This window comes from Larkinella insperata (assembly GCF_026248825.1).
Taxonomy (GTDB): domain Bacteria; phylum Bacteroidota; class Bacteroidia; order Cytophagales; family Spirosomataceae; genus Larkinella; species Larkinella insperata.
In genome coordinates this window covers 4178756-4198607 of sequence record NZ_CP110973.1, presented here as the reverse complement: position 1 = coordinate 4198607, position 19852 = coordinate 4178756, and the positions used below count along the sequence as shown (strand labels likewise).

The following is a 19852-nucleotide window of genomic DNA, read 5'->3' as shown; positions in this document are numbered from 1 at the left end:
TAGGTTGTTACAACGAGTGAGAATGTGGCCCGGATGGACTTACTTCGCTTTCCGGTACGTGCCGCACCGTTAAAGCGTTGGGTGCGTTGAGATTAGCGTGACGATCCACGCCCACGCCGAGCCGGTCGACCAGTTCGCCCCCCAACCAACCCGTTACCCCGGCGATGACAAACGCCAGCAGGGAAATAATCAGCGCCAGGGTGGATGGCACGTACGACGGCTCATCCCGCCGGAGAAGCCAGCTCAGTACAAACAGAACCAGGACCACCACGTTGCCCAGCCCGTGAATGGCCCCTACCCGCTTGGCCCGGGTTCCCGACGGAATGGCGATCCAGTCAACGACGCCCGGTACGGCCGCCACCAGCCCGCCCAAAATACCGGCGACGGTCATCCAGTAGGAAACCACCGACATGGTGTCGTTGTCCGTAAACAGGTAGATAAGACTGAAAATTACCGAGGTAGCCAGCAGGCCCAGCGGAAACACGATAAGAATGGGATGTGCCGGATGCCCCAGCACCTTTGCTTTGCTTTCCATAACCGATTGAGCCGATTGTAAAGGGGTGAATTGTTGTTATTTCATTTCATCAGGCCGGGAAAGCAGCCCCGCCATCAACCCGAAAGCGCCGATGGCCAGAAAAGCGTTGCGGGCCCGGTGATGTCCGGCAAACCCAAACAGCCACGGAGCCGCCAAGGTCATTGTACCAACGGCCGCGTCCGCTGCCAGGTGAGCTTTAAACGGCAGAATCCGGAACGCTCCCCACTCGGCGCGCGTCATGAGCGAGGTGGCTAAAATGCTGCCGCTGAGTACGCGGGTCAGCAGGGTCGCCGTCGGCTGATCTTTGAAATTCGCCAGGGCGGGTGCAGCTGCAACCAGCGGAATGTAACTGTAATCGGTGAAACCGTGTTGTTGACGTGAAATGGGCTTTTCCATAATTTGTGGATTGTCAGTTTGCTACCATAACCTTCCACTCCCCGATTGGTCCGCCAATCCGACCGGTTAATGAGTCAACGGGGGCACTTCTGCAACAAGCTTCAGAAGTTGATAAAAACCGCGGGCGGCACCGGTTCAGGAGCGGGCCAGAATAATCAGGATGAGTCCGGCAACGTAGGTGGCCCCCATCAGCCAGAGGTACCGGTTGGCTTTGGCCGGAGCGCCTTCAAATTCTTTCCAGAGAAACAATCCCCAGAGCACAGAGACGATGGTAGCCCCCTGGCTCAGCCCGTAAGAAACTGCATCGCCCGCTTCGGGTGAACCCACCAACAGAGCCGCCATGCCGAGACTCCAGATAAAACCGCTGGCCAGGCCGATCCCGCGCTGACGGAGCGTGACCCCGTTGGCCGGCTCCTCGTCACCGGCCAGCTTGAAGCGCTTCACCAGCCGTTCAATCAACGGGTTGCTCAGGCCGATACCGATGGAGAAAAGCAGCAGAGCCGAATAAGGCGTGAGCATACCGGGTTCGGGTTTGTTGAGGTCGGCAGCAATGGATGCGGAAACCGTCCGAAAGAAAAAACCGGCGACCAGACCGCCCGCCAGCGCAATCCAGATCCCCGTTTTATCGGAATCGTCCGAAGACTCGCTTTCCTCTTTGGCCAGATAAGCCAGGGCGCTGAAGGCAATGGCGACCAGCACCGACACCCCGCCCGCAATCAGCAGCGGCAGGCTTCCGGTGGGTTCGGCAATGTAGTTGACCACCAGCCCTACGGCCAGGGAAAGCCCCGTTCCAATGGGCATGGCAATGGCAATTCCGGAGCGGTTGATTCCCGAAGCCAGCAGCCAGTTACCGAGGTTAAAAACCACCCCACCGGCAAACGCCAGCGCCAGACTGACGGCTTCCGCCTGTTGCAGATCGGCCCAGACCGAGCGTCCTTTATCGCCCAGACTTCCCAGGGTAAAAGCCACCAGAACCGCCGTGCCGACAATGCCGTAGACGTAGTCGCGGTAGAAAACCGGCAACGGCGCGGATTGGGTCACCATTTTCTGCCCGTTGGTCCAGGAGCCCCAGAACAACATGGTTAGCAGACAGAGTATAATAGCAAAAGCCGATTGATCAACAACAAACATAAGCAAGCAATCCGGTTAGCGTTTCTTTTCGGAAACGGGTATACGACCTAGTCCGCCAGGAAGAGGCCCAGAATCCAGCCAGTCAGCAGGATGATTTCTGCGAAGGCATCCAGTAAATAAACCCGACTGATGACCCGCCGGCTCACGTACCAGACATCAACGAGGATAACGGCTACGGCGCTGCTCATGCCTAAAAAGGCCACGGTCAGGTCGATGTCGGCATACACGACGGCAAGGCCAATGGTCAGGCCGATGACGGCGAATAACGCCCCGATCATTTTAACCAGCCAGCGATCGGTTTTCGGACCGGTTACCTGCTGAAATGTATCGATGCTCAGTATGGGCCAGATGCCGGTCAGGACGTAATAGACAGCCTGCACCGCAGCGGTCAGAACAAGCATGGTTATTCTCTGTTTAGAAAACTCACGGCGGTAACTTTTCTAAAAAAACGGTTCCCCGTAAGACCTTCTGAGAAAAGCCTGCCGGAGGAACCGTTTCCTAAACAAACCGCAAAAATCACTTCTTGTTTGTCAGCGCTTTTCGCCCGCGTGCTGCATCTGCTCAATCTGGGCATAGCCTTCCGGTGCGGGTGGTGCCAGTTTAGGCTCATCCCCGAAGGGTTGCGCAGGCATCTCGCGGAAGGTCGACCGGCCGTCGATAGAAGGTCCTTCGGTCCAGCGCCGGTTTTGACCTACCGAGGCTTCTTTATCCACGTTTGTATTGACGAAGGTGTAGCTAAACTCCTGGTGTTCATTGGCCTGCGGAAAACTATTCGGAATGGGGTGTACAGTCCGCAGATCGCCGTGTCCGAGTTCTTCCAGAACGGCCAGCCACTGGTTCTGGTGCATCGTGTCGCGGGCGATCAGGAAGGACAGCATATCTTTCATACCGGCGTCGTCGGTCAGTTCATACAGCCGCGTGGCCAGCAGCCGCCCGGTTGATTCGGCCATGACGTTGGCGTACATATCGGCGGCCGTGTTGCCCGAGCTTACCACCCAGGAGCCGTTGAAGGGGACCCCGTTGGCATCAGCGGCCATGGCGCCCAGGCCGCCTGACAGGTATTGACGCGGGTCCATACCCCCCATAATGGCTTCTACAACCGGATTTTTACCCACCAGATCATCAATGACATCGTTCGACGCCCCTTCCAAGTTCAGTGCTACGGCCGTAGCCAGCATTTCAATGTGGGAGATTTCTTCCGTACCCGTATCCAGCAGCATATCCCGGTAGCGCACCGGCCCGCGCGTGTTCCAGGCCTGAAACAAATATTGTAAACATACCCGAATTTCGCCCTCAATACCGCCAATAGCCTGTTGAAGTGCCCGGGCAAAGGTCGGGTTTGGCTTTTCAACCCGGACTTTATACTGCAGTTTTTTGTCGTGATAGAACATGATCTGATAGTGATTTTATGGAGCAAATCCGCTCGGTGAAAGAACCAGGTCTCTTCCCAAAGCGCTAGAATTAGACCGCTTAATGAGTTTTCGGCCTCGGGTCCTGCGGCTTTTAATTGAGAAAAGCCGCAAACCGGGGCGCTGAGGCCATCCGCAGCCAGTACCGGCACACGCGTTCCAGCGCCTGCACAAAATGAGACGGGTGCGTCGGATGCAGAATGACCGAATTGGCCCCCACGGCGTAGCCCTGCTCAACCAGATCGCCGTTGTCCGACTCAGCCATCAGCAGCGTAGGAATGCGTTTGAGTTTACCCGCGTTTTTGATGGTTTCCAGCACAAATAAGCTGCGGGCCGGTTGCGGACCCGCATCCAGCAGAATCATCCCCGGTAAGTTGGTTTCTTCGCTCGCAGCCAGGGTTTTGAGCAGGCCCGACCCGGAATCAAAAAAGTGAATGCCCCACTCGGGCCAGTGGTCTTCGATCAGCTGCTGGACCAGGCCGGCCTTGATTTCATTCGCCGTTGCTACGTAAAGCCGCTGCTGAACGGCGGGCTGGTTAAACGGCCCTCCGGTGCTTATATGCGTGTAGAAATTGTTTTTGCCTTCATCCGAAAGCTGAACGGCCTGGCTGATGTCCTGCAACAGCGGGTGCCACCGGCGACGCCCTACCGGCAGTGTAATGCCATTGATCAGGTGAATATTGCCGGGCATTTTCCGCCGGGGAGGAGCCGTAACATCCTGAATATACCGCGGATTGACCAGGGCCGTTTTATGCACGCGCAAAAAACTGGGCAGGGCAGCTTCAAAATACAGCAGGGGTTTGGAAAGCAACAGTTTCTGACCGTCCCGGTAGTGAACCCAGGTATAGTTGCTGGCCCCCTGCAAATAAACAATCTGCGCTGGTTGACTAATGGAATCAAGAATGCAACTCATGAGAAAGGTAATCAGGTAAAGTTGAGCAGTTGAACAATGGTATAGTCCTTTGAAAGATGATGCTTTCAAGAGACAGGCATAAACTTGACTTGAATGAGTATGAACAACAGGTATTCGGGTTTGTACACCAGCAGAACCGGCCGGATTGATTGGCCGGCCGGTTCTGAAGCTAGTTTTGACCCTCGTTATTCGTATAGATTAACCGGCGTAAAAAAACGGGGGGCGCAAATGCCGGAAAGAATGAGTTAACGGCCCCCCTACCCCTTAAGACCGGGCAGCAAAACCTGACGGGCAGTTTTGGCTGTCTGCCCACGGGAAACCGTGCCCGACGGTCCGTTTGTCAGATACCCAGGTTCGCCACTGCCGCTACGTTAGCACTTACACGTTACCCCTTAATGAATGGAAAAAGGATGGAAGGATTTCTAGCGGTTCTTTGAAGCGTCACTGGTTCGCGTTTCGAACCGCCCGGTTACCGTCAAAATTAACAAGGCGATTACAGTACCCAAAAAAGCCACGGCGATGGCTCCCAATCCTACGTTTATTCCGATAGCGGCCGTCATCCAGATGCTGGCCGCCGAGGTTAGACCCTGAATGTCTTTTTGCGCACTCAGCTTCAGAATGGTTCCTCCACCTAAAAAGCCGATGCCGGTAATGATGCCCTGCAAAACGCGGGATACATCCTCCAGCTCCATTCCCGCCTGCCAACAGGAAAGCAACAGCACGCTCGTTCCCAAACAAACTAACGAGTGGGTCCGGACGCCACCGGGTTTGCCCGCCCGCTTCCGCTCGTAACCAATTGCAGACCCCAGCAGGGTAGCCGCCAGCAGCCGGATGACCACTTGAATCAGTTGCCGGGTGGAGGGCAAACCCGCGGTGATTTCTTCCCAGAATACGTTGTCCATTGAAGAAAGAATTAATAATTTTTCGAACTGATGCATCAACTAATAAGAAGATCGGTTTGCTCATTACCGGCGTTGAAAAGAGCGAAAAATGAGCAAAATGGTGCGGTCAGCAAACCGTTGACGCTACGCTGAAAGCGCACGCATTTTCCGCTAACAGCCTGTTTGGCCCCTGTCGCAATGGACTCTAACGGTCATGAATGCCGGCGGTAACCCATCTTTTCACCGCGTAAAAACGCCCCAGCCAGTAGCCGGGGCGTTTCGGAACAAAGCATAAGCATAAACAAGTATATATCGCGATCCTGATTGGGAATTCGGCAGGCTGACAGAGAGAACCCAGAAAGCGCCCCAGCTAACAGCCGGGGGTTTTCCTTTCAATTCACACCTTTATGGAAGTTCTTTCTTCCACAACGTCACAGTCTAAAACCGGAATGGGGAATTAGTGGACGGTACAAATGAGGGAACGGGGACTATACGCAGGCGAAACCCGCAGTTGGGAAGGGCTCATCCAGACAATAGATAGTCTTTAGTAACAGCATAGCCCGGCCGTTTTTCAACAGCCTGCCGGCTGGGCCTTCCGATTTTTACCCTACGCTAAGTCCGGGGTGGAAGGCAGCCCACATCCCGGTCGGGCGTTCTTGAATCATTGACAAGCCATAGGGTATTTGCTTATTTAATCGTATATTGCTACCGTTGTTTCGTCCTACTGCTCGATACTAATCCGTTCCATCCGAGCCTCTTCTCCCCCTTTGGTGTTCAAACTGCGGGGCAAGGCCCTCCTTAAATCGACATCCCATGACTCCGTTTGACCTGGAAAAAAATTCCACCGCCCTTCGAACCTTCCAACAGAACTGTAGTCGGTTAAGAACCCGGATAGAAGCCCTACAGGCCCGGAATGAACGACTTTCCGAACGGCTACAACGACTCATGGAGCAGAAACAGATCGGAATCGACAAGGTAAAGCAGCTGCTCGATTAAGCATTGCAAGGGACTTAAAACGGAGGAATGCCAAGATCCTTTCCCTGAACTTACTTAGACTTCTTTTGATGCAGGCCGTCATTGGAGCAGAATACGGTAGCAAGGACTTTCTGTAATTAGGCCTTTCTCATTGTTTGAAGTCAGGCTTTACGGTGCGGCCTACCAAGCCTGGTGGAATCAAGAGGTAACCGTTAAAAAAAAATAACGGATTGGTCTGTAGGAGAATCTCCTATCTTGTCAGCCCTATGGCGGATCAATCACGTAATAAGGCATGGCTTCGGTATCACATCAATTCTCTTCAGGAGCACATCGCCCGTTTGGAGCAAGAGTTGGCCACTTTGCAACCCTCTTCGCCTAAAGAGTTTGCAGCCAACCATTTGCCTGTAAAGCCATTAACAACTACCCCATTTGAAGATCATACCGAAAGCCTGCAAAAAGCCCTCGAAAAGCTCAAATCCTTTAAGCAGCAAGCCGTAGAACAGTTAGAAAAGTCCGAATCCTAACAATTAGGACCATAAAGAAGACTTATTGCCTGACAGACCGGTAATAGAGAAAAATCTTTTATGACCCCGGAACGTATGCATAGTCATCTTCAAGAATTGGAAGCGATCGTTGCCAAGGGCTTTACGCTGCGGCATCATCCCACCAACCCGTTCGAGCTATCCATCATTTACGATGCCATATACTTGATTCGTCTCTATCGCAACTTAATTGAATCATCCAAAAACGAGCGCTTTGCTTCCTGGCCGCTGCCTCACTTCGCGGGCCGTTTTTACCAAACAGGTCAGCCGGACCGGTTACCCGGTATATACCTTTCCATTGAAAGGCAATGATTTTTTCGCCTGGTTGCCCAATTGGGATCATGTCTTCCAGTCGAACCGCACAACCGGATGTTGGATCTCACCGGCCCCATCATGGCTACTCCTTCCGCTGATCAGCACCCCATTCAGGCCCTAGTTGCCTTTCTCTTCAGTCGCCGGGAACCCCTGTTAAACAACTGGCGAACCGCCTGTGAAGCAGACCCTGAACTACCTCAGATTGAAATATTGACCCGCGAAGAGTTCAACAACCTCATGCCCCTGATGCTCGACATCATGGAAAAACAACTGCTAGGACAGCCCCCAACGGATGAGCTTATGATGGCGGCTTTGTCCCACGGCTTGCACCGCTGGCAGAAGGCCAACGGTTTAGCGGCTTTGATCCGGGAGTTGAATCATCTGGCGGCCATGATTGAACAGGAATTGCTGCTGTATGGCCAGCTCTACCCCGAACAGGACACCAAATGGGTCCTGCAAGCTCAGGTTCAGATCAATCAACAGTTGCGAACGATTATTCTGGGAAGCATCAGCAAATACGATGAACTGCAACGGCTGGAAGCCACCAGCCGGGCAACCAGCCTTCAGCATGCTTTGGAGCATATGAATGCGCTTTCCCGGCACCGGGGCGATCTTTTGCGCACGTCCTCCCACGATCTGCGCGGAGGATTGAGCATCATTCGGGGGGCGGCCCAGCTCATCAACCTGGAAACGATTAGTGATGAAGAACGGCTTCAGTACCAGGAAATGTTAAACCGCAATCTGGGCAATGTTCAGTCGATGCTGGGTCAGCTAATGGACCTGGCCCGTCTGGAGGCCGGTTTGGACCCTCTTCAGAACGAAGCCTTTGATGCGGCAGCATTGCTCCAGGAGTTGGTTACGGGTGCTCAGCCGCTGGCCATTGAGCGGGGCTTGATCTTACGGGCCGACGGGCCACCTTCTTTACAGGTCGAAACCGACCGGGTAAAAATCTACCGGATCGCGCAGAACCTGGTCGTGAATGCCCTGCAGTATACCCATTCGGGCATTGTATCGGTTACCTGGTCGGCGGAAAATGATTGGCGGTGGGGATTTAGTGTCCAGGATTCGGGGCCGGGTTTACCGGCGGGCCTGATCGAGTTGTTTCACCAGCAGCTCAAGCCCACCGTGGAACCAACCAGCGTACTTTCTCCGGAAGAAGGGCGTCCCACGCCGGTTTATCCCGATCAGGATCATACCATTCCGCCCAGGGTATCACCCACCCGGAGTGATGGGGTGGGTTTGCACATCGTCAAACGGCTGTGCGAACAGATAGGAGCCAGTTTAGAAGTGGAAAGCATTCAGGGCCGGGGTACGATTTTCCGCCTTCGCATGCTGATTCATCACCAATCCCGATGATTGGTTTGGCCTGGCTTGGCCTTTGTCGCCGTACGACGGAGCCATCCGTGGGCGAGAAATTTGCGGATGGTTCCCCGCTGTTAAGGTCCATCAACACAAAAAAACACAGGCTGCCGAATCGTAACGATTCGGCAGCCTGTGTTTGGAAGTTGTGGGCCCACTTGGAATCGAACCAAGCACCTACTGATTATGAGTCAGTTGCTCTAACCGAATGAGCTATAGGCCCGAACCGGTAAACCGGCCGCTTTCCCCGCTTGGAGAAAGCATTTGCAAATATATAAAAATCAGGTTTCGCTTCAAATTGTTCGGCGAAAAGTCCGTACGCTGGATGGACCCGCCACGCTGCAACATTTTGTACCCATTTGGCGTATATTTGCCTGTGAACCTGCACCATTCGCCGTTGGCCTCTCAGAACAAGAAAAAAATCCTCAATGACCCCGTTTACGGGTTTATTACCCTGCCAAACGATCTGACGTTTGATCTGGTCGAACACCCGTATTTTCAGCGGCTCCGGCGAATTAAGCAACTCGGCCTGTCGGAACTCGTCTATCCCGGCGCCCTGCACACCCGGTTTCATCACGCTCTGGGCGCGATGCACCTGATGGGACAGGCCATCCAGACCCTGCGCAGCAAAGGCCACCGGATTTCGGAAGCGGAGTGCGACGCGGCCCAGATTGCCATTCTCCTGCACGATATTGGCCACGGCCCGTTTTCGCACGTACTGGAATATACGATTCTGGAAGGAATTCCCCACGAACGGCTGTCGCTGCTGCTGATGCAGGAATTAAACCAGCAGTTTAACGGGGGGCTGACGCTGGCCATCCAGATGTTTGAGGGAACTTACCACCGGCCCTTTTTTCACCAACTGGTTTCCAGTCAGCTGGACATGGACCGCATGGACTACCTGAACCGCGACTGTTTTTACACCGGCGTGGCCGAAGGAACCATCGGGGCCGACCGCATCATTAAAATGCTGGACCTGGTGGATGATCACCTGGTGGTGGAGGGAAAGGGGATTCTGAGCATCGAAAATTTTCTGAGCTCGCGCCGGTTGATGTACTGGCAGGTTTACCTCCACAAAACCTCGCTCTGCGCCGAAGCCATGCTGCTGCAGATTATCCGGCGGGCGCGGTTTCTGCTGAACCAGGCCGAGGCTAACTCCTCCGGCGGGCAGACGGTATTTACGACCCCGGCCCTGCACACGTTTCTGTCCCGAAAAATTACAATGGACGATTTTGAACAGCATCCGGAGTACCTTCGGGCCTTCACCCTGCTGGACGATTACGACATCTGGACGTGCATTAAATTCTGGAGTCAGCACCCCGACCGGGTTTTGTCGACGCTCTGCCAGATGCTGCTCGACCGGCGGCTTTTTAAAATTATCATGTCGGATGTTCCGTTTGCCGGAGAACTGGTCCGCGAAATTGAACAGCAGTTGCTGGATGCCGGCATTCAGCAGGATGAACTGTCGTATTTTCTGGTGGAGCGAGTAGCAACCAACTCGGCGTATTTGCCTTCCATTGACAACATAAACATCAAAATGAAAGACGGCCGAATCATCGACATTGCCGATGCGTCCGACCTTCCGGGTATTAAAGCGCTCACCAACATGGTCAAACGATACTACGTCTGCTGGGCGAAAAACCTGACACAACAAACGGTCCGGTTGGTATAGTTCAATTTGTTCTCTACCTTAGCGGCACGATTATCCAACGCTTACATAGCTCCAACGACGACAACGTCAACTCTATGGAATTTACAGTGAAGCAGATTGCTGCCCTGCTCGGCGGTACAGTTGATGGGAACGATTCCCTGAAAATCAATCAACTGTCCAAAATCGAAGAGGGCAAAGAAGGCAGCATCTCCTTTTTATCCAATCTCAAATACGAACAATACCTGTATACCACGGCCGCTTCGGCCGTCATTGTCAGTAAGCATTTTCAGCCCCGGCAGCCCGTTAAGGCAACCCTGATTTTCGTAGATAACTCCTATTCCGCCTTCTCGACTTTACTCGAACAGGTAAACCGGCTCCGGAACGCCGAAAAAACCGGTGTTGAACAACCGTCCTTCATGGCCGACAGCGCGCAGGTGGGTGACGGTATTTACCGGGGAGCTTTTTCGTACATCGGCGAAAATTGCCGGATTGGCAATAACGTTAAAATTTACCCGCAGGCCTACATCGGCAAAAACGTTACGATCGGGGACAACACGGTTGTTCACCCCGGGGCCAAAATCATCGACAACACGGTGATTGGTCAGAACTGCGTCATAAAACCCAATGCCGTCATTGGCAGCGAAGGCTTCGGCTTTGCGCCCCAGCCCGACGGAACGTACCGGCCCATCCCGCAGTTGGGTAACGTCATTCTTGAGGATAACGTCAGCATCGGCGCCAACACCACCATCGACTGCGCCACGATGGGATCCACCGTCATTCGGCAGGGCGTCAAAATCGACAACCTGATTCAGGTGGCCCACAACGTTGAGATTGGCCGGAATACGGTCGTTGCGGCCCAGGCCGGTATTGCGGGCTCCGCCAAAATTGGCGAAAATTGCCAGATTGGCGGGCAGGTCGGCGTCAGTGGTCACCTGATGATTGCCAATCAGACCAAAATTGCCGCCCAGTCGGGTATTATGAAGTCGATCCATAAAGAAGGCTTATCGTTGTTCGGAGCACCCGCCGTTGAGCTGAAGGAAGCGCTGCGTTCGCAGGTGGTTTATCAACGGCTGCCGGATCTCGAAAAACGCATCCATGCGTTAGAAAATAAATTAACTAATCAGTAATCACCCGTAAACGGTTTTTTCAGCCGTTTACCGATGGTTTAACCTTCTTCTGGTCAGAAGTTTACGGAATGAACACCAAACAGCAAACGATTCAAAAAGCCGTCTCCGTCTCGGGTGTCGGATTGCACACCGGCGTGGTGGCAACAATGACGTTCCTGCCCGCTCCGGCAAACCACGGTTATAAATTTCAGCGCGTCGATTTACCGGGCCAGCCGATTGTCGATGCCGATGTGGACAACGTAGTCGATCTTTCCCGCGGCACAACGCTCGAACAGAACGGAGCCCGGATTCACACCGTTGAACACACGCTGGCGTCGCTGGTCGGTCTACAGCTCGACAACGTCCTGATTCAGCTCGACGGTCCCGAACCGCCCATCATGGACGGCAGCTCGATTAAATTTATCGAAGCCCTGCAGGATGCCGGTATTGAAGAGCAGAATGCCTACCGCAACTACTTTGAAATCAACGAGTACGTTCATTACAAGAATTCCGAAAAAGACATTGAAATTGCCGCTTTGCCGCTCAGTGATTACCGGCTGACCGTCATGGTGGATTACAATTCGCGGGTCATTACGAGCCAGCACGCTTTCCTGAACGACATCAGCCAGTTTGCCTCGCAGATTGCCATGTGCCGGACGTTCGTGTTTCTGCACGAGCTGGAAATGCTTTACAAACAGGACCTGATCAAAGGCGGTGATCTGACCAACGCCATTGTGATTGTGGACCGGGATGTGCGGGAAGGCGAACTGGATTACCTGGCCGAACTGCTGAACAAACCGAAAGTCAGTGTTAACAAGAAGGAAGGCATTCTGAACAACCTCGACCTGCACTACCCCAACGAGATGGCCCGCCACAAGCTGCTTGATCTCGTTGGTGATCTGGCGCTGGTCGGACGCCCCATCAAAGCGCAGATTCTGGCGGCCCGGCCCGGCCACGCGGCCAACGTGGCGTTTGCCAAGCAAATCAAGAAGCTGATGCTCAAGAATGCGTCGAACAACATTCCGACGTACGATCCGAAGCAGCCTCCCGTCTACGATTTTCAGAAAATTGCCAGCCTGCTCCCCCACCGCTACCCGTTCCAGATGATCGACAAAATCATCGCGCTGGACGAAAACAGCGTGGTCGGCGTCAAAAACGTCACCATGAACGAGCAGTATTTTATGGGCCATTTTCCGGGGAATCCCGTCATGCCGGGCGTTCTACAACTGGAAGCCATGGCCCAGACCGGCGGTATTCTGGTCCTGAGCACGGTTCCCGATCCCGAAAATTACTGGCCTTACCTGATCGGTATCGAAAACTGCCGTTTCCGTCGGAATGTGGTTCCGGGCGATGCGGTCATTTTCCGCTGTGAGTTTATCTCACCCATGAAGCGGGGCATTGTGAAGATGTCCGGACGGGGTTACGTGGCCGGTCAGCTCGTCTGTGAGGCCGAAATGATCGCCAGTCTAGTTAAGAAAAAATAGGTTTAAGGTTTGAAATATCCGGAATGGGGAACCGTTGAACTTCAACATGCCCCTATTCCGCAACAATCAACCTGAAACGTTAAACCACACAGTTGATGCTTCAACCACTTGCATACGTTCATCCTGAGGCTAAAATTGCTCATAACGTCGTAATCGAGCCGTTCGCGATCATCCACAAGGATGTGGAGATCGGGGAAGGAACCTGGATTGGCTCCCATGCCGTCATTAACGAAGGGGCTCGCATCGGCAAAAACTGCCGGATTTATCCCGGTGGCGTCATCTCAGCGATTCCTCAGGATTTGAAATTTCGGGGAGAATACACGTTGACCTTCGTTGGCGACAACACCACCATCCGGGAATACGCCACCGTCAGCCGGGGCACCGAAGAACACCGCCGAACCGAAATTGGCAGCGACTGCCTGGTGATGGCCTACGCCCACGTCGCCCACGACTGCCGGATTGGCAACCACTGCATCGTTGGCAATACCGTTCAGATGGCCGGTCACGTTCACCTGGGCGACTGGGCGATCATCAGCGCCTTCAGTGCGGTGCATCAGTTTGCAAAAATTGGCAGCCACGCCTTTATTTCGGGTGGTACGCTGGTGCGGAAAGACGTTCCGCCGTTTTCGAAAGCCGCCCGCGAACCCATCACCTACGCCGGAATCAACTCGGTGGGGCTGCGTCGGCGCGGGTACACCAACGAGCAGATCAACCAGATTCAGGAGATCTACCGCTACATTTACCTGCGCGGTCTGAACAACGCCGAAGCCCTGACGCGCATCGAACTGGAACTGCCTCCCTCCGACGAACGCGACGAAATTGTCAACTTCATCCGCAACTCCGAACGCGGCATCATGAAAGGCCCTTCGGGCCGCGAAGTAGGCGAGTGATTTTTTTAAATGATGAATTCTGCAATGATGAACAAACGTATGCAACCCTTCATCGTTCATCATTGCAGAATTCATACTTCCCATGAACATTACCACCGAACGACTTGGCAAGCGCTTCCGGCGCGAGTGGATTTTCCGGAACGTTGACCTGAACCTACAGGCGGGTTCGAGCTACACGTTCGTGGGGCCCAACGGCAGCGGAAAATCGACCCTGCTGCAAACCCTGGCCGGTGTGCTGCCCGCTTCGGAAGGCACCATTCGCTACACCCTCGAGGGGAAGTCGGTGGAGGTCGACAACTGGTTCCGTCACCTGGTGGTGGCCGCTCCGTACCTCGAGCTGATCGAGGAATTGACCCTGCTCGAACTGCTGACGTTCCACCAGTCGTTTAAACCGTTTAAAAACCGCCTGACACCCGAGCAACTTTGCGAGTTGATGTTCCTCACCCACGCCCGGCACAAGGAAATCAAAGCGTTTTCGTCCGGCATGAAGCAGCGGGTTAAGTTAGGGCTGGCTTTTTACTCCGAAGCCTCCGTTGTCATTCTCGATGAGCCCACCTCCAACCTCGACAAACAGGGCGTAGCCTGGTACCAGGAGCGGGTTCGCCAGCTTTCCGGCCAGTTGCTGCTGATTGGATCCAACCAGCCCGACGAATACGATTTTTGCCCCAGCGTAATCGACATCAGCCGCTGGAAATAACCCCGGCCATCCCAGGAGTTGCCCCAAAACCGTAGGCTGATCAAATCTCCCATTCGGCGTAATACCGTTGCAACGTTTTACCGCGTTATGGAGTCATAAGTAAGAGTAAAGGGAGCCGATTGGAGGAGCGGAAAAAGTCTTTTGCCTCCGGCCTGGAATCTCTCGTGTGAAACTGGTATCTTCATCACCACTTGTGTTGCCGGTCTATGCGTCAAAGCTTTACGTTTTCTCTTCTCTTTCTGCTTTTTGGATGGTTTGGTCGGGCCTTTGCCGATACACCGGGCGCTGTACGGTTTGTGCAGAATAAAGGCCAGTGGTCACCGGATGTGCTGTACCGCGCCGAACTGCCGGGCGGTTTTCTCTTCCTGAAAAAGAAGTCGCTGCACTACCTATTCTACGATTCCGAATCCCTGGACCGCCTTCATTCCGGACCTTCCAGCCAGCCGGCCGCCCGAACAGCCCCACCACCCACCCGCTCCGAACCGATGGTCCGTGCCCACGGCGTGGACGTGCAATTGCAAAACAGCCAGCCAACGGCCCGGATCGAAAGCAAAAACCGCGTCTCCGACAACATCAACTATTTTCTGGGGAACGAATCCAGCCGCTGGGCCAGCGCCGTCCCGGCATTTGGCGAAGTCATTTACCACGACATTTACCCGGGCATCAACCTGCGCCTGTTTGCCTACTACCAGACGCTCAAATACGAGTTCATCGTCCGCCCCGGCGCTGACCCATCCGTCATTCGGCTGCATTACAACGGAGCAACGGCCGTCCGTCAGGAAAACGGCCAGCTCATTATCCAGACCAGCCTGCTTCCCTTTCGGGAGGAAAAACCGTATTCGTTTACCGAAAAAAACGGCAAAACGACGGAGGTGGCCTCCCAGTGGCTCCTGGATGGGCAAACCGCTGCCTTCGGTTTTCCAAGTGGTTACGATTCGCAGCAGCCGCTCACCATTGATCCCACGCTGATTTTTTCGACGTATTCCGGGTCGGTCAGCGACAACTGGGGGCACACCGCCACCTACGACAACGAGGGAAATCTGTATACCGCCGGGACGGTTTTTGGCAACAGCTTCGTACCGACCACGGGGGCCTTCCAAACCCGCTACGGGGCCGAGATCGACATCGCCATCATGAAATTCAGCCCGGACGGTAAGCAACTCCTCTACGCGGCTTACCTCGGCGGCTCAACCGGCGAAACGCCCCACAGCCTGATTGTAAACAGCAAAAACGAACTGCTCATCTACGGGGTTACGTCCTCCACCAACTTCCCGACGACCGCTTCGGCTTACAACCGGAAATTCGCGGGCGGCTCGTCGTACATTCCCATTGGCAACCAGACGCCCGACCCTTCCAGCCTGTACGGTTCCATTTATTTCCGAAACGGAACGGATTTGTTTCTGGCCAAGATTAGCCCCGATGGACGGGCACTACAGGGCAGCACGTACGTCGGCGGTTCGTCGAACGACGGTTTAAATTATGCCGATCTCCATCTGGGCATCTACAATTACGGCGACGACCTGCGGGGCGAAGTCATCCTCGACAAAAACGATAATGTGTACGTTGCGACCGTCACCATGTCCGCCGATTTCCCGGTCACGGCCAATGCCTCGCAGTCGAAACTGCTGGGCCCGGCCGACGCGGTGTTGCTGCAAATGAGTCCGGATTTGAGCCAGTTGCGCTGGAGTACCTTTTTCGGCGGATCTGGTTACGATGTTTCCTATGCACTTCGGGTGGGTGATTCGGGGGCCGTCTACGCCGTAGGAACCACCCTCAGCAACGACCTGCCCGGCACAACCGGGGCGCACCAATCCCAGCCGGGTGGTCAGGAAGACGGTTTTTTGGTAAAATTCGTGAACAATCGGGTTGAGCGCAGCACGTACCTGGGCACCAGCGCCGACGACGCAGCGTACCTGATCGACCTCGACGCGCAGGAAAACCCGCACGTATTCGGGCTGACCCGCGGCCAGTACCCGGTTTCCGACAGTGTGTACCAGAACGCCCGGAGCGGCCAGTTTATCCACGCCCTTGATCCATCACTTTCCAAAACCCTCTTTTCGACCGTCATTGGCTCGGGCCGCTCGTCGCCGGATATTTCGCCCACGGCTTTTCTGGTCAACGAGTGCGGCAACATTTACTTGTCGGGCTGGGGCGGAGTTGTCAACGTCCGGAGCGGTAACGGCAGCAGCTCTACGCGGGGCTTACCCGTCACGCCGGAAGCGCACCGACGAACGACCGATGGCAGCAACTACTGGCTGGCCCTGCTGGAACGGGGCGGAAAATCATTGCTGTATGCCACCTTTTTTGGCAGTCAGAACCCCCAGGGCCGCGGGGACCACGTCGACGGCGGAACCAGCCGCTTCGACAAGAGCGGGGTAATTTACCACGCGGCCTGTGCCTGCGGAGGCACCAACTTTCCGGCCACGGCGCAGGTCTGGTCGCCAACCAACAAAAGCCCGAACTGCAACAATGCCGCCTTCAAGTTTGACATCGACCGGCTGAAAGCGGCTTTTGATGCGTATGAAGGAACGAAAAAAGATGTGGTGGAGGGCTGCACCCCGCTGACGCTCAACTTCGTCAACACCAGCGAGGGCGGAATCACCTACGCCTGGGATTTTGGCGGCACCGGCACCTCCTCCAGCGCGGGTCAGGTCAGCCACACCTTCGATAAACCGGGCGAATACACCGTCACCCTATCCGCTTTTAACAAGCTGACCTGCAAGCAGGTGGATGTCGCTCAGAAAATTATCAAAGTCTATCCGGCGAATTTCAAGGTCAGCAGCGACACGACCATCTGCCCCGGAAAGCCGGTGCAACTGCTCGCCGACGGTGGCAAGACGTACGAGTGGTCCCCCGCTCAGGGCATGGCCAGCGCAACGGTGAACAACCCGACGGTCCAGCCAACCCAAACCACCACTTACACCGTCAAGATGACGAACGAAAGCGGTTGTTCGGCGGAAAAGAAAGTGACGATCAAAACCGACGATGCGTTCCGCCCGGTGGCCGAAGTGCGGCTGAATTCCGAATGCGGGCAACCGATGAAGGTGGAACTGGTCAATAAAACCGCCGGGGCCGACAATTACCAGTGGGCCATGGGCAACGGCGACACGCTGCGCGCAAACACGCCGGGCTCCTACCAGTATGCCAACTCCGGGCAGTACCAGATTTCGCTGACAACCTACAAAAACGGATGTAGCCTGACGCTCAATCTGCCGGTTGATATTGAGAACATGAGCGAGGTTCCCAACGTAGTTACGTCCAACGACGACGGCAAAAACGACGTCTTTAACGTCGGGTTTACGGGTGCAAAGCTGGAAATTTTCAACCGGTGGGGCAAGCTGATCTACCGCAGCGACAACTACTCCAACAACTGGGGACCCGACGCGCCTAACGGCCTGTATTACTACCTGATTACGACGCAGCGGGGGACCAAGTGCAAAGGATGGGTGCAGGTACTGGAGTGAAATAACTTGCACGAACGAGTAGTACGGTCTTCACTTATTTTGTTTTTAGTCCAAGTCGTCATGGTTGGTGTGCGCGACGGCTTTTTTAGTATTTTTGTTCTGTATCACTTCCAAAACCGCATCAGATTATGAAGCATTTAGCCATCTGGGCGCTGGCGCTCGGCCTTTCCTACGGCGCGCTGGCGCAGGAGAACGCCAGCTACCACGGCAAGAAAATCACGGCCGATAACGCTATTCCCTCGACCGAACTGGCCGCAAAAATGACCGACAAAAAAGAACTGGCGACGAAAGTGGAAGGCACCGTTGAGTCGGTTTGCCAGGTGAAAGGCTGCTGGATGCGGGTCAAAACCGCCGACAACCAGACCATGCTGGTGCGGTTCCGCGACTACGGTTTCTTTGTTCCGAAAGATATTGCCGGTAAAAACGTGGTGTTTGAGGGGACCGCCGAAACCAAGACGACGTCCGTAGCCGAATTGCGCCACTACGCCGAAGATGCGGGTAAAAGCAAGGAAGAAATTGCCAAAATCACTGAACCCGTCAAAGCCATTACGTTCATGGCCGACGGCGTGATTGTCAAAAAATAAGTATGCCCGGAGTCGGACTTGTTTAGGCCCGACTCCGGCTTATTAGAAGCCAAAATAATCCTCCGCGTTTCGGTAGCAAATGTCCTGCACCAGCTTACCGATCCACTCGATGTCGTTGGGCAATTCGCCGTTTTCAACGTCTCGGCCAAAGAGGTTGCAGAGAATCCGGCGGAAATACTCGTGGCGCGGGTACGACAGAAAGCTGCGTGAATCGGTCAGCATTCCGACAAACCGGCTCAACAGACCCATGTTCGACAGCGCGTTAATCTGCTTCTCCATACCGTCTTTCTGATCGAGAAACCACCAGCCCGAGCCAAACTGAATTTTGCCCGGCACCGATCCGTCGTTAAAATTCCCGATCATCGTCGCCATGATTTCATTATCGGCGGGATTGAGGTTGTACAAGATGGTTTTTGCCAGTTGGTCGCGGTTGTCCAGTCCGCCCAGGAAACGGGCCAGGGGCCGGGCCTGCTGAAAATCGCCGATGCTGTCCCAGCCCGTGTCCGGCCCCAGCGTCCGCAAAGCCCGCTGGTTGTTGTTCCGCAGGGCACCCAGGTGAAATTGCTGCGTCCAGCCTTTCTCCCAATCCCATTCCGCAAACCGGTCGAGCATGTACGACTTAAACCGCAGCCGTTCGGTTTCGCTCAGTGCCGTACTGCTCAGTGCTTTTTCAAAAACCGTCCGTACCTCCGACTCGGTGTAGGGTTCCGCATAAACGGTTTCCAGACCGTGGTCCGACAACCGGCAACCCGCTGCGGCAAAATAATCGTGCCGCTGTTTCAGGCAATCCAAGTACGCATCGAGCGTGCGAATCTCCTGATTACAGACCTCGCCCACCCGCCTGACATACGCCTGAAAAGCCGCCACATCGTCGATGGCCATGGCTTTGTCGGGCCGGAAGGTCGGCAGAACTTTTATGTCAAAACCGTCGTCGGCAATTTTCCGGTGGTGTTCCAGCGAATCCGTGGGGTCGTCGGTGGTGCAGACCGTCCGCACGTTGAAATGCCGCAGCAGAGCACGGGTCGACAAACCGGTGAGTTGTTCGGTACAGGCATCGTAGACCTCCCGGGCGGTATTTTTATTCAGAATCGTTTCGACGCCGAATGGATTTTTGAGTTCCATGTGCGTCCAGTGGTAGAGCGGATTCCGCATCGTGTACGGCACGGTTTCGGCCCATTTTTCAAACTTCTCGTAATCCGACGCGTCGCCGGTGCAATACCGTTCCGGTACGCCATTGGTGCGCATCGCCCGCCATTTGTAGTGGTCGCCGTAGAGCCAGATCTGGGTCAGATTCTCAAACCGCTTGTCGGCGGCAATCTGATCGGGCGGCAGGTGGCAATGGTAATCAATGATGGGCATCGCCTTGGCGTAATCGTGGTAGAGCCGCCGGGCGGTATCGGTTTGAAGCAAAAAGTCTTCGTCGAGAAAAGATTTTATCGGATGATCAGCCAGCATGATCGTATGGATTCGTTTGAAAGGAAAGGCGATTGTCCGGGCTTTTTACCCGTCGGGGCCGCGAT

19 protein-coding genes and 1 tRNA gene are annotated in these 19852 nt (G+C 54.7%); 11 read left to right on the top strand and 9 right to left on the bottom strand.

The window, feature by feature from the left end; translation table 11 throughout:
- Window positions 1-7 precede the first annotated feature (7 nt).
- From OQ371_RS16905 to OQ371_RS16875, 7 genes are all read right to left on the bottom strand, one after another.
- On the bottom strand, window positions 8-535 hold the full coding sequence (locus tag OQ371_RS16905; protein WP_265989357.1) for a DUF2231 domain-containing protein: 528 nt from the start codon (window positions 533-535) through the stop codon (window positions 8-10).
- A gap of 36 nt (window positions 536-571) precedes the next feature.
- The gene (locus OQ371_RS16900) at window positions 572-931 is read right to left on the bottom strand and encodes an SPW repeat domain-containing protein (RefSeq protein ID WP_265989356.1); all 360 of its coding nucleotides are present in this window, start codon (window positions 929-931) and stop codon (window positions 572-574) included.
- 135 nt (window positions 932-1066) lie between these two features.
- Complete coding sequence (locus OQ371_RS16895; RefSeq protein WP_265989355.1) at window positions 1067-2062, bottom strand: GRP family sugar transporter; 996 nt, start codon at window positions 2060-2062, stop codon at window positions 1067-1069.
- Between the two features lie 47 nt (window positions 2063-2109).
- On the bottom strand, window positions 2110-2463 hold the full coding sequence (locus OQ371_RS16890) for a hypothetical protein (protein ID WP_265989354.1): 354 nt from the start codon (window positions 2461-2463) through the stop codon (window positions 2110-2112).
- Between the two features lie 129 nt (window positions 2464-2592).
- Window positions 2593-3453, bottom strand: coding sequence for a manganese catalase family protein (locus OQ371_RS16885; protein WP_265989353.1), 861 nt, complete (start codon window positions 3451-3453; stop codon window positions 2593-2595).
- 112 nt (window positions 3454-3565) lie between these two features.
- Window positions 3566-4384, bottom strand: coding sequence for a response regulator transcription factor (locus OQ371_RS16880; protein ID WP_265989352.1), 819 nt, complete (start codon window positions 4382-4384; stop codon window positions 3566-3568).
- Between the two features lie 422 nt (window positions 4385-4806).
- Window positions 4807-5286, bottom strand: a complete 480-nt coding sequence (locus tag OQ371_RS16875; RefSeq protein WP_265989351.1) for an MgtC/SapB family protein — start codon at window positions 5284-5286, stop codon at window positions 4807-4809.
- Window positions 5287-6078: 792 nt separating this feature from the next.
- Between OQ371_RS16875 and OQ371_RS16870 the strand changes: the two genes are divergently transcribed.
- The 4 genes from OQ371_RS16870 (at window position 6079) to OQ371_RS16855 (ending at window position 8453) form a co-directional block, all read left to right on the top strand.
- Window positions 6079-6261: a hypothetical protein gene (locus tag OQ371_RS16870; protein ID WP_265989350.1), complete on the top strand. Its 183-nt coding sequence runs from the start codon at window positions 6079-6081 to the stop codon at window positions 6259-6261.
- Window positions 6262-6506: 245 nt separating this feature from the next.
- Window positions 6507-6764, top strand: coding sequence for a hypothetical protein (locus tag OQ371_RS16865; RefSeq protein ID WP_265989349.1), 258 nt, complete (start codon window positions 6507-6509; stop codon window positions 6762-6764).
- Window positions 6765-6824: 60 nt separating this feature from the next.
- The gene (locus OQ371_RS16860; RefSeq protein WP_265989348.1) at window positions 6825-7094 is read left to right on the top strand and encodes a hypothetical protein; all 270 of its coding nucleotides are present in this window, start codon (window positions 6825-6827) and stop codon (window positions 7092-7094) included.
- Window positions 7095-7151: 57 nt separating this feature from the next.
- Window positions 7152-8453: a sensor histidine kinase gene (locus OQ371_RS16855; protein ID WP_265989347.1), complete on the top strand. Its 1302-nt coding sequence runs from the start codon at window positions 7152-7154 to the stop codon at window positions 8451-8453.
- 152 nt (window positions 8454-8605) lie between these two features.
- Here OQ371_RS16855 and OQ371_RS16850 read toward each other — a convergent pair.
- A tRNA-Ile gene (locus tag OQ371_RS16850) sits at window positions 8606-8679 on the bottom strand.
- A 174-nt stretch (window positions 8680-8853) separates the two neighbouring features.
- On the opposite strand from OQ371_RS16850, the gene OQ371_RS16845 reads away from it, so the two are divergent.
- The 7 genes from OQ371_RS16845 to OQ371_RS16815 all read left to right on the top strand — a co-directional run bounded on the left by OQ371_RS16845 (window position 8854) and on the right by OQ371_RS16815 (window position 18332).
- A complete protein-coding gene (locus OQ371_RS16845; protein ID WP_265994329.1) occupies window positions 8854-10128 on the top strand; it encodes an HD domain-containing protein in 1275 nt (424 codons plus the stop codon).
- Window positions 10129-10202: 74 nt separating this feature from the next.
- The gene (gene lpxD, locus OQ371_RS16840; protein WP_265989346.1) at window positions 10203-11234 is read left to right on the top strand and encodes a UDP-3-O-(3-hydroxymyristoyl)glucosamine N-acyltransferase; all 1032 of its coding nucleotides are present in this window, start codon (window positions 10203-10205) and stop codon (window positions 11232-11234) included.
- A 68-nt stretch (window positions 11235-11302) separates the two neighbouring features.
- Entirely contained in the window at window positions 11303-12697 is a 1395-nt protein-coding gene (locus OQ371_RS16835; RefSeq protein ID WP_265989345.1) for a bifunctional UDP-3-O-[3-hydroxymyristoyl] N-acetylglucosamine deacetylase/3-hydroxyacyl-ACP dehydratase, read from the top strand.
- Window positions 12698-12792: 95 nt separating this feature from the next.
- Window positions 12793-13587, top strand: a complete 795-nt coding sequence (gene lpxA / locus OQ371_RS16830; protein WP_265989344.1) for an acyl-ACP--UDP-N-acetylglucosamine O-acyltransferase — start codon at window positions 12793-12795, stop codon at window positions 13585-13587.
- An 82-nt stretch (window positions 13588-13669) separates the two neighbouring features.
- Window positions 13670-14284, top strand: coding sequence for an ABC transporter ATP-binding protein (locus OQ371_RS16825; protein WP_265989343.1), 615 nt, complete (start codon window positions 13670-13672; stop codon window positions 14282-14284).
- Window positions 14285-14490: 206 nt separating this feature from the next.
- Window positions 14491-17748 (top strand): DUF7948 domain-containing protein, encoded by a 3258-nt coding sequence (locus OQ371_RS16820; protein WP_265989342.1) that lies wholly within the window; start codon window positions 14491-14493, stop codon window positions 17746-17748.
- A 128-nt stretch (window positions 17749-17876) separates the two neighbouring features.
- Window positions 17877-18332: a DUF4920 domain-containing protein gene (locus OQ371_RS16815; RefSeq protein WP_265989341.1), complete on the top strand. Its 456-nt coding sequence runs from the start codon at window positions 17877-17879 to the stop codon at window positions 18330-18332.
- Window positions 18333-18374: 42 nt separating this feature from the next.
- On the opposite strand, the gene uxaC is transcribed toward OQ371_RS16815, so the two are convergent.
- Window positions 18375-19787 carry a glucuronate isomerase gene (gene uxaC / locus OQ371_RS16810; RefSeq protein ID WP_265989340.1) on the bottom strand — a complete coding sequence of 471 codons (1413 nt, stop codon included), beginning with the start codon at window positions 19785-19787 and terminating at the stop codon, window positions 18375-18377.
- Between the last annotated feature and the right edge of the window lie 65 nt (window positions 19788-19852).

Coding starts and splice junctions, on each gene's coding strand:
- OQ371_RS16905 (WP_265989357.1), bottom strand. CDS start 535: ATGGAAAGCAAAGCAAAGGTGCTGGGGCATCCGGCACATCCCATTCTT.
- OQ371_RS16855 (WP_265989347.1), top strand. CDS start 7,152: ATGTTGGATCTCACCGGCCCCATCATGGCTACTCCTTCCGCTGATCAG.
- OQ371_RS16860 (WP_265989348.1), top strand. CDS start 6,825: ATGACCCCGGAACGTATGCATAGTCATCTTCAAGAATTGGAAGCGATC.
- OQ371_RS16900 (WP_265989356.1), bottom strand. CDS start 931: ATGGAAAAGCCCATTTCACGTCAACAACACGGTTTCACCGATTACAGT.
- lpxD (WP_265989346.1), top strand. CDS start 10,203: ATGGAATTTACAGTGAAGCAGATTGCTGCCCTGCTCGGCGGTACAGTT.
- OQ371_RS16815 (WP_265989341.1), top strand. CDS start 17,877: ATGAAGCATTTAGCCATCTGGGCGCTGGCGCTCGGCCTTTCCTACGGC.
- OQ371_RS16895 (WP_265989355.1), bottom strand. CDS start 2,062: ATGTTTGTTGTTGATCAATCGGCTTTTGCTATTATACTCTGTCTGCTA.
- OQ371_RS16890 (WP_265989354.1), bottom strand. CDS start 2,463: ATGCTTGTTCTGACCGCTGCGGTGCAGGCTGTCTATTACGTCCTGACC.
- lpxA (WP_265989344.1), top strand. CDS start 12,793: ATGCTTCAACCACTTGCATACGTTCATCCTGAGGCTAAAATTGCTCAT.
- OQ371_RS16820 (WP_265989342.1), top strand. CDS start 14,491: ATGCGTCAAAGCTTTACGTTTTCTCTTCTCTTTCTGCTTTTTGGATGG.
- OQ371_RS16880 (WP_265989352.1), bottom strand. CDS start 4,384: ATGAGTTGCATTCTTGATTCCATTAGTCAACCAGCGCAGATTGTTTAT.
- OQ371_RS16865 (WP_265989349.1), top strand. CDS start 6,507: ATGGCGGATCAATCACGTAATAAGGCATGGCTTCGGTATCACATCAAT.
- OQ371_RS16885 (WP_265989353.1), bottom strand. CDS start 3,453: ATGTTCTATCACGACAAAAAACTGCAGTATAAAGTCCGGGTTGAAAAG.
- OQ371_RS16835 (WP_265989345.1), top strand. CDS start 11,303: ATGAACACCAAACAGCAAACGATTCAAAAAGCCGTCTCCGTCTCGGGT.
- uxaC (WP_265989340.1), bottom strand. CDS start 19,787: ATGCTGGCTGATCATCCGATAAAATCTTTTCTCGACGAAGACTTTTTG.
- OQ371_RS16875 (WP_265989351.1), bottom strand. CDS start 5,286: ATGGACAACGTATTCTGGGAAGAAATCACCGCGGGTTTGCCCTCCACC.
- OQ371_RS16870 (WP_265989350.1), top strand. CDS start 6,079: ATGACTCCGTTTGACCTGGAAAAAAATTCCACCGCCCTTCGAACCTTC.
- OQ371_RS16825 (WP_265989343.1), top strand. CDS start 13,670: ATGAACATTACCACCGAACGACTTGGCAAGCGCTTCCGGCGCGAGTGG.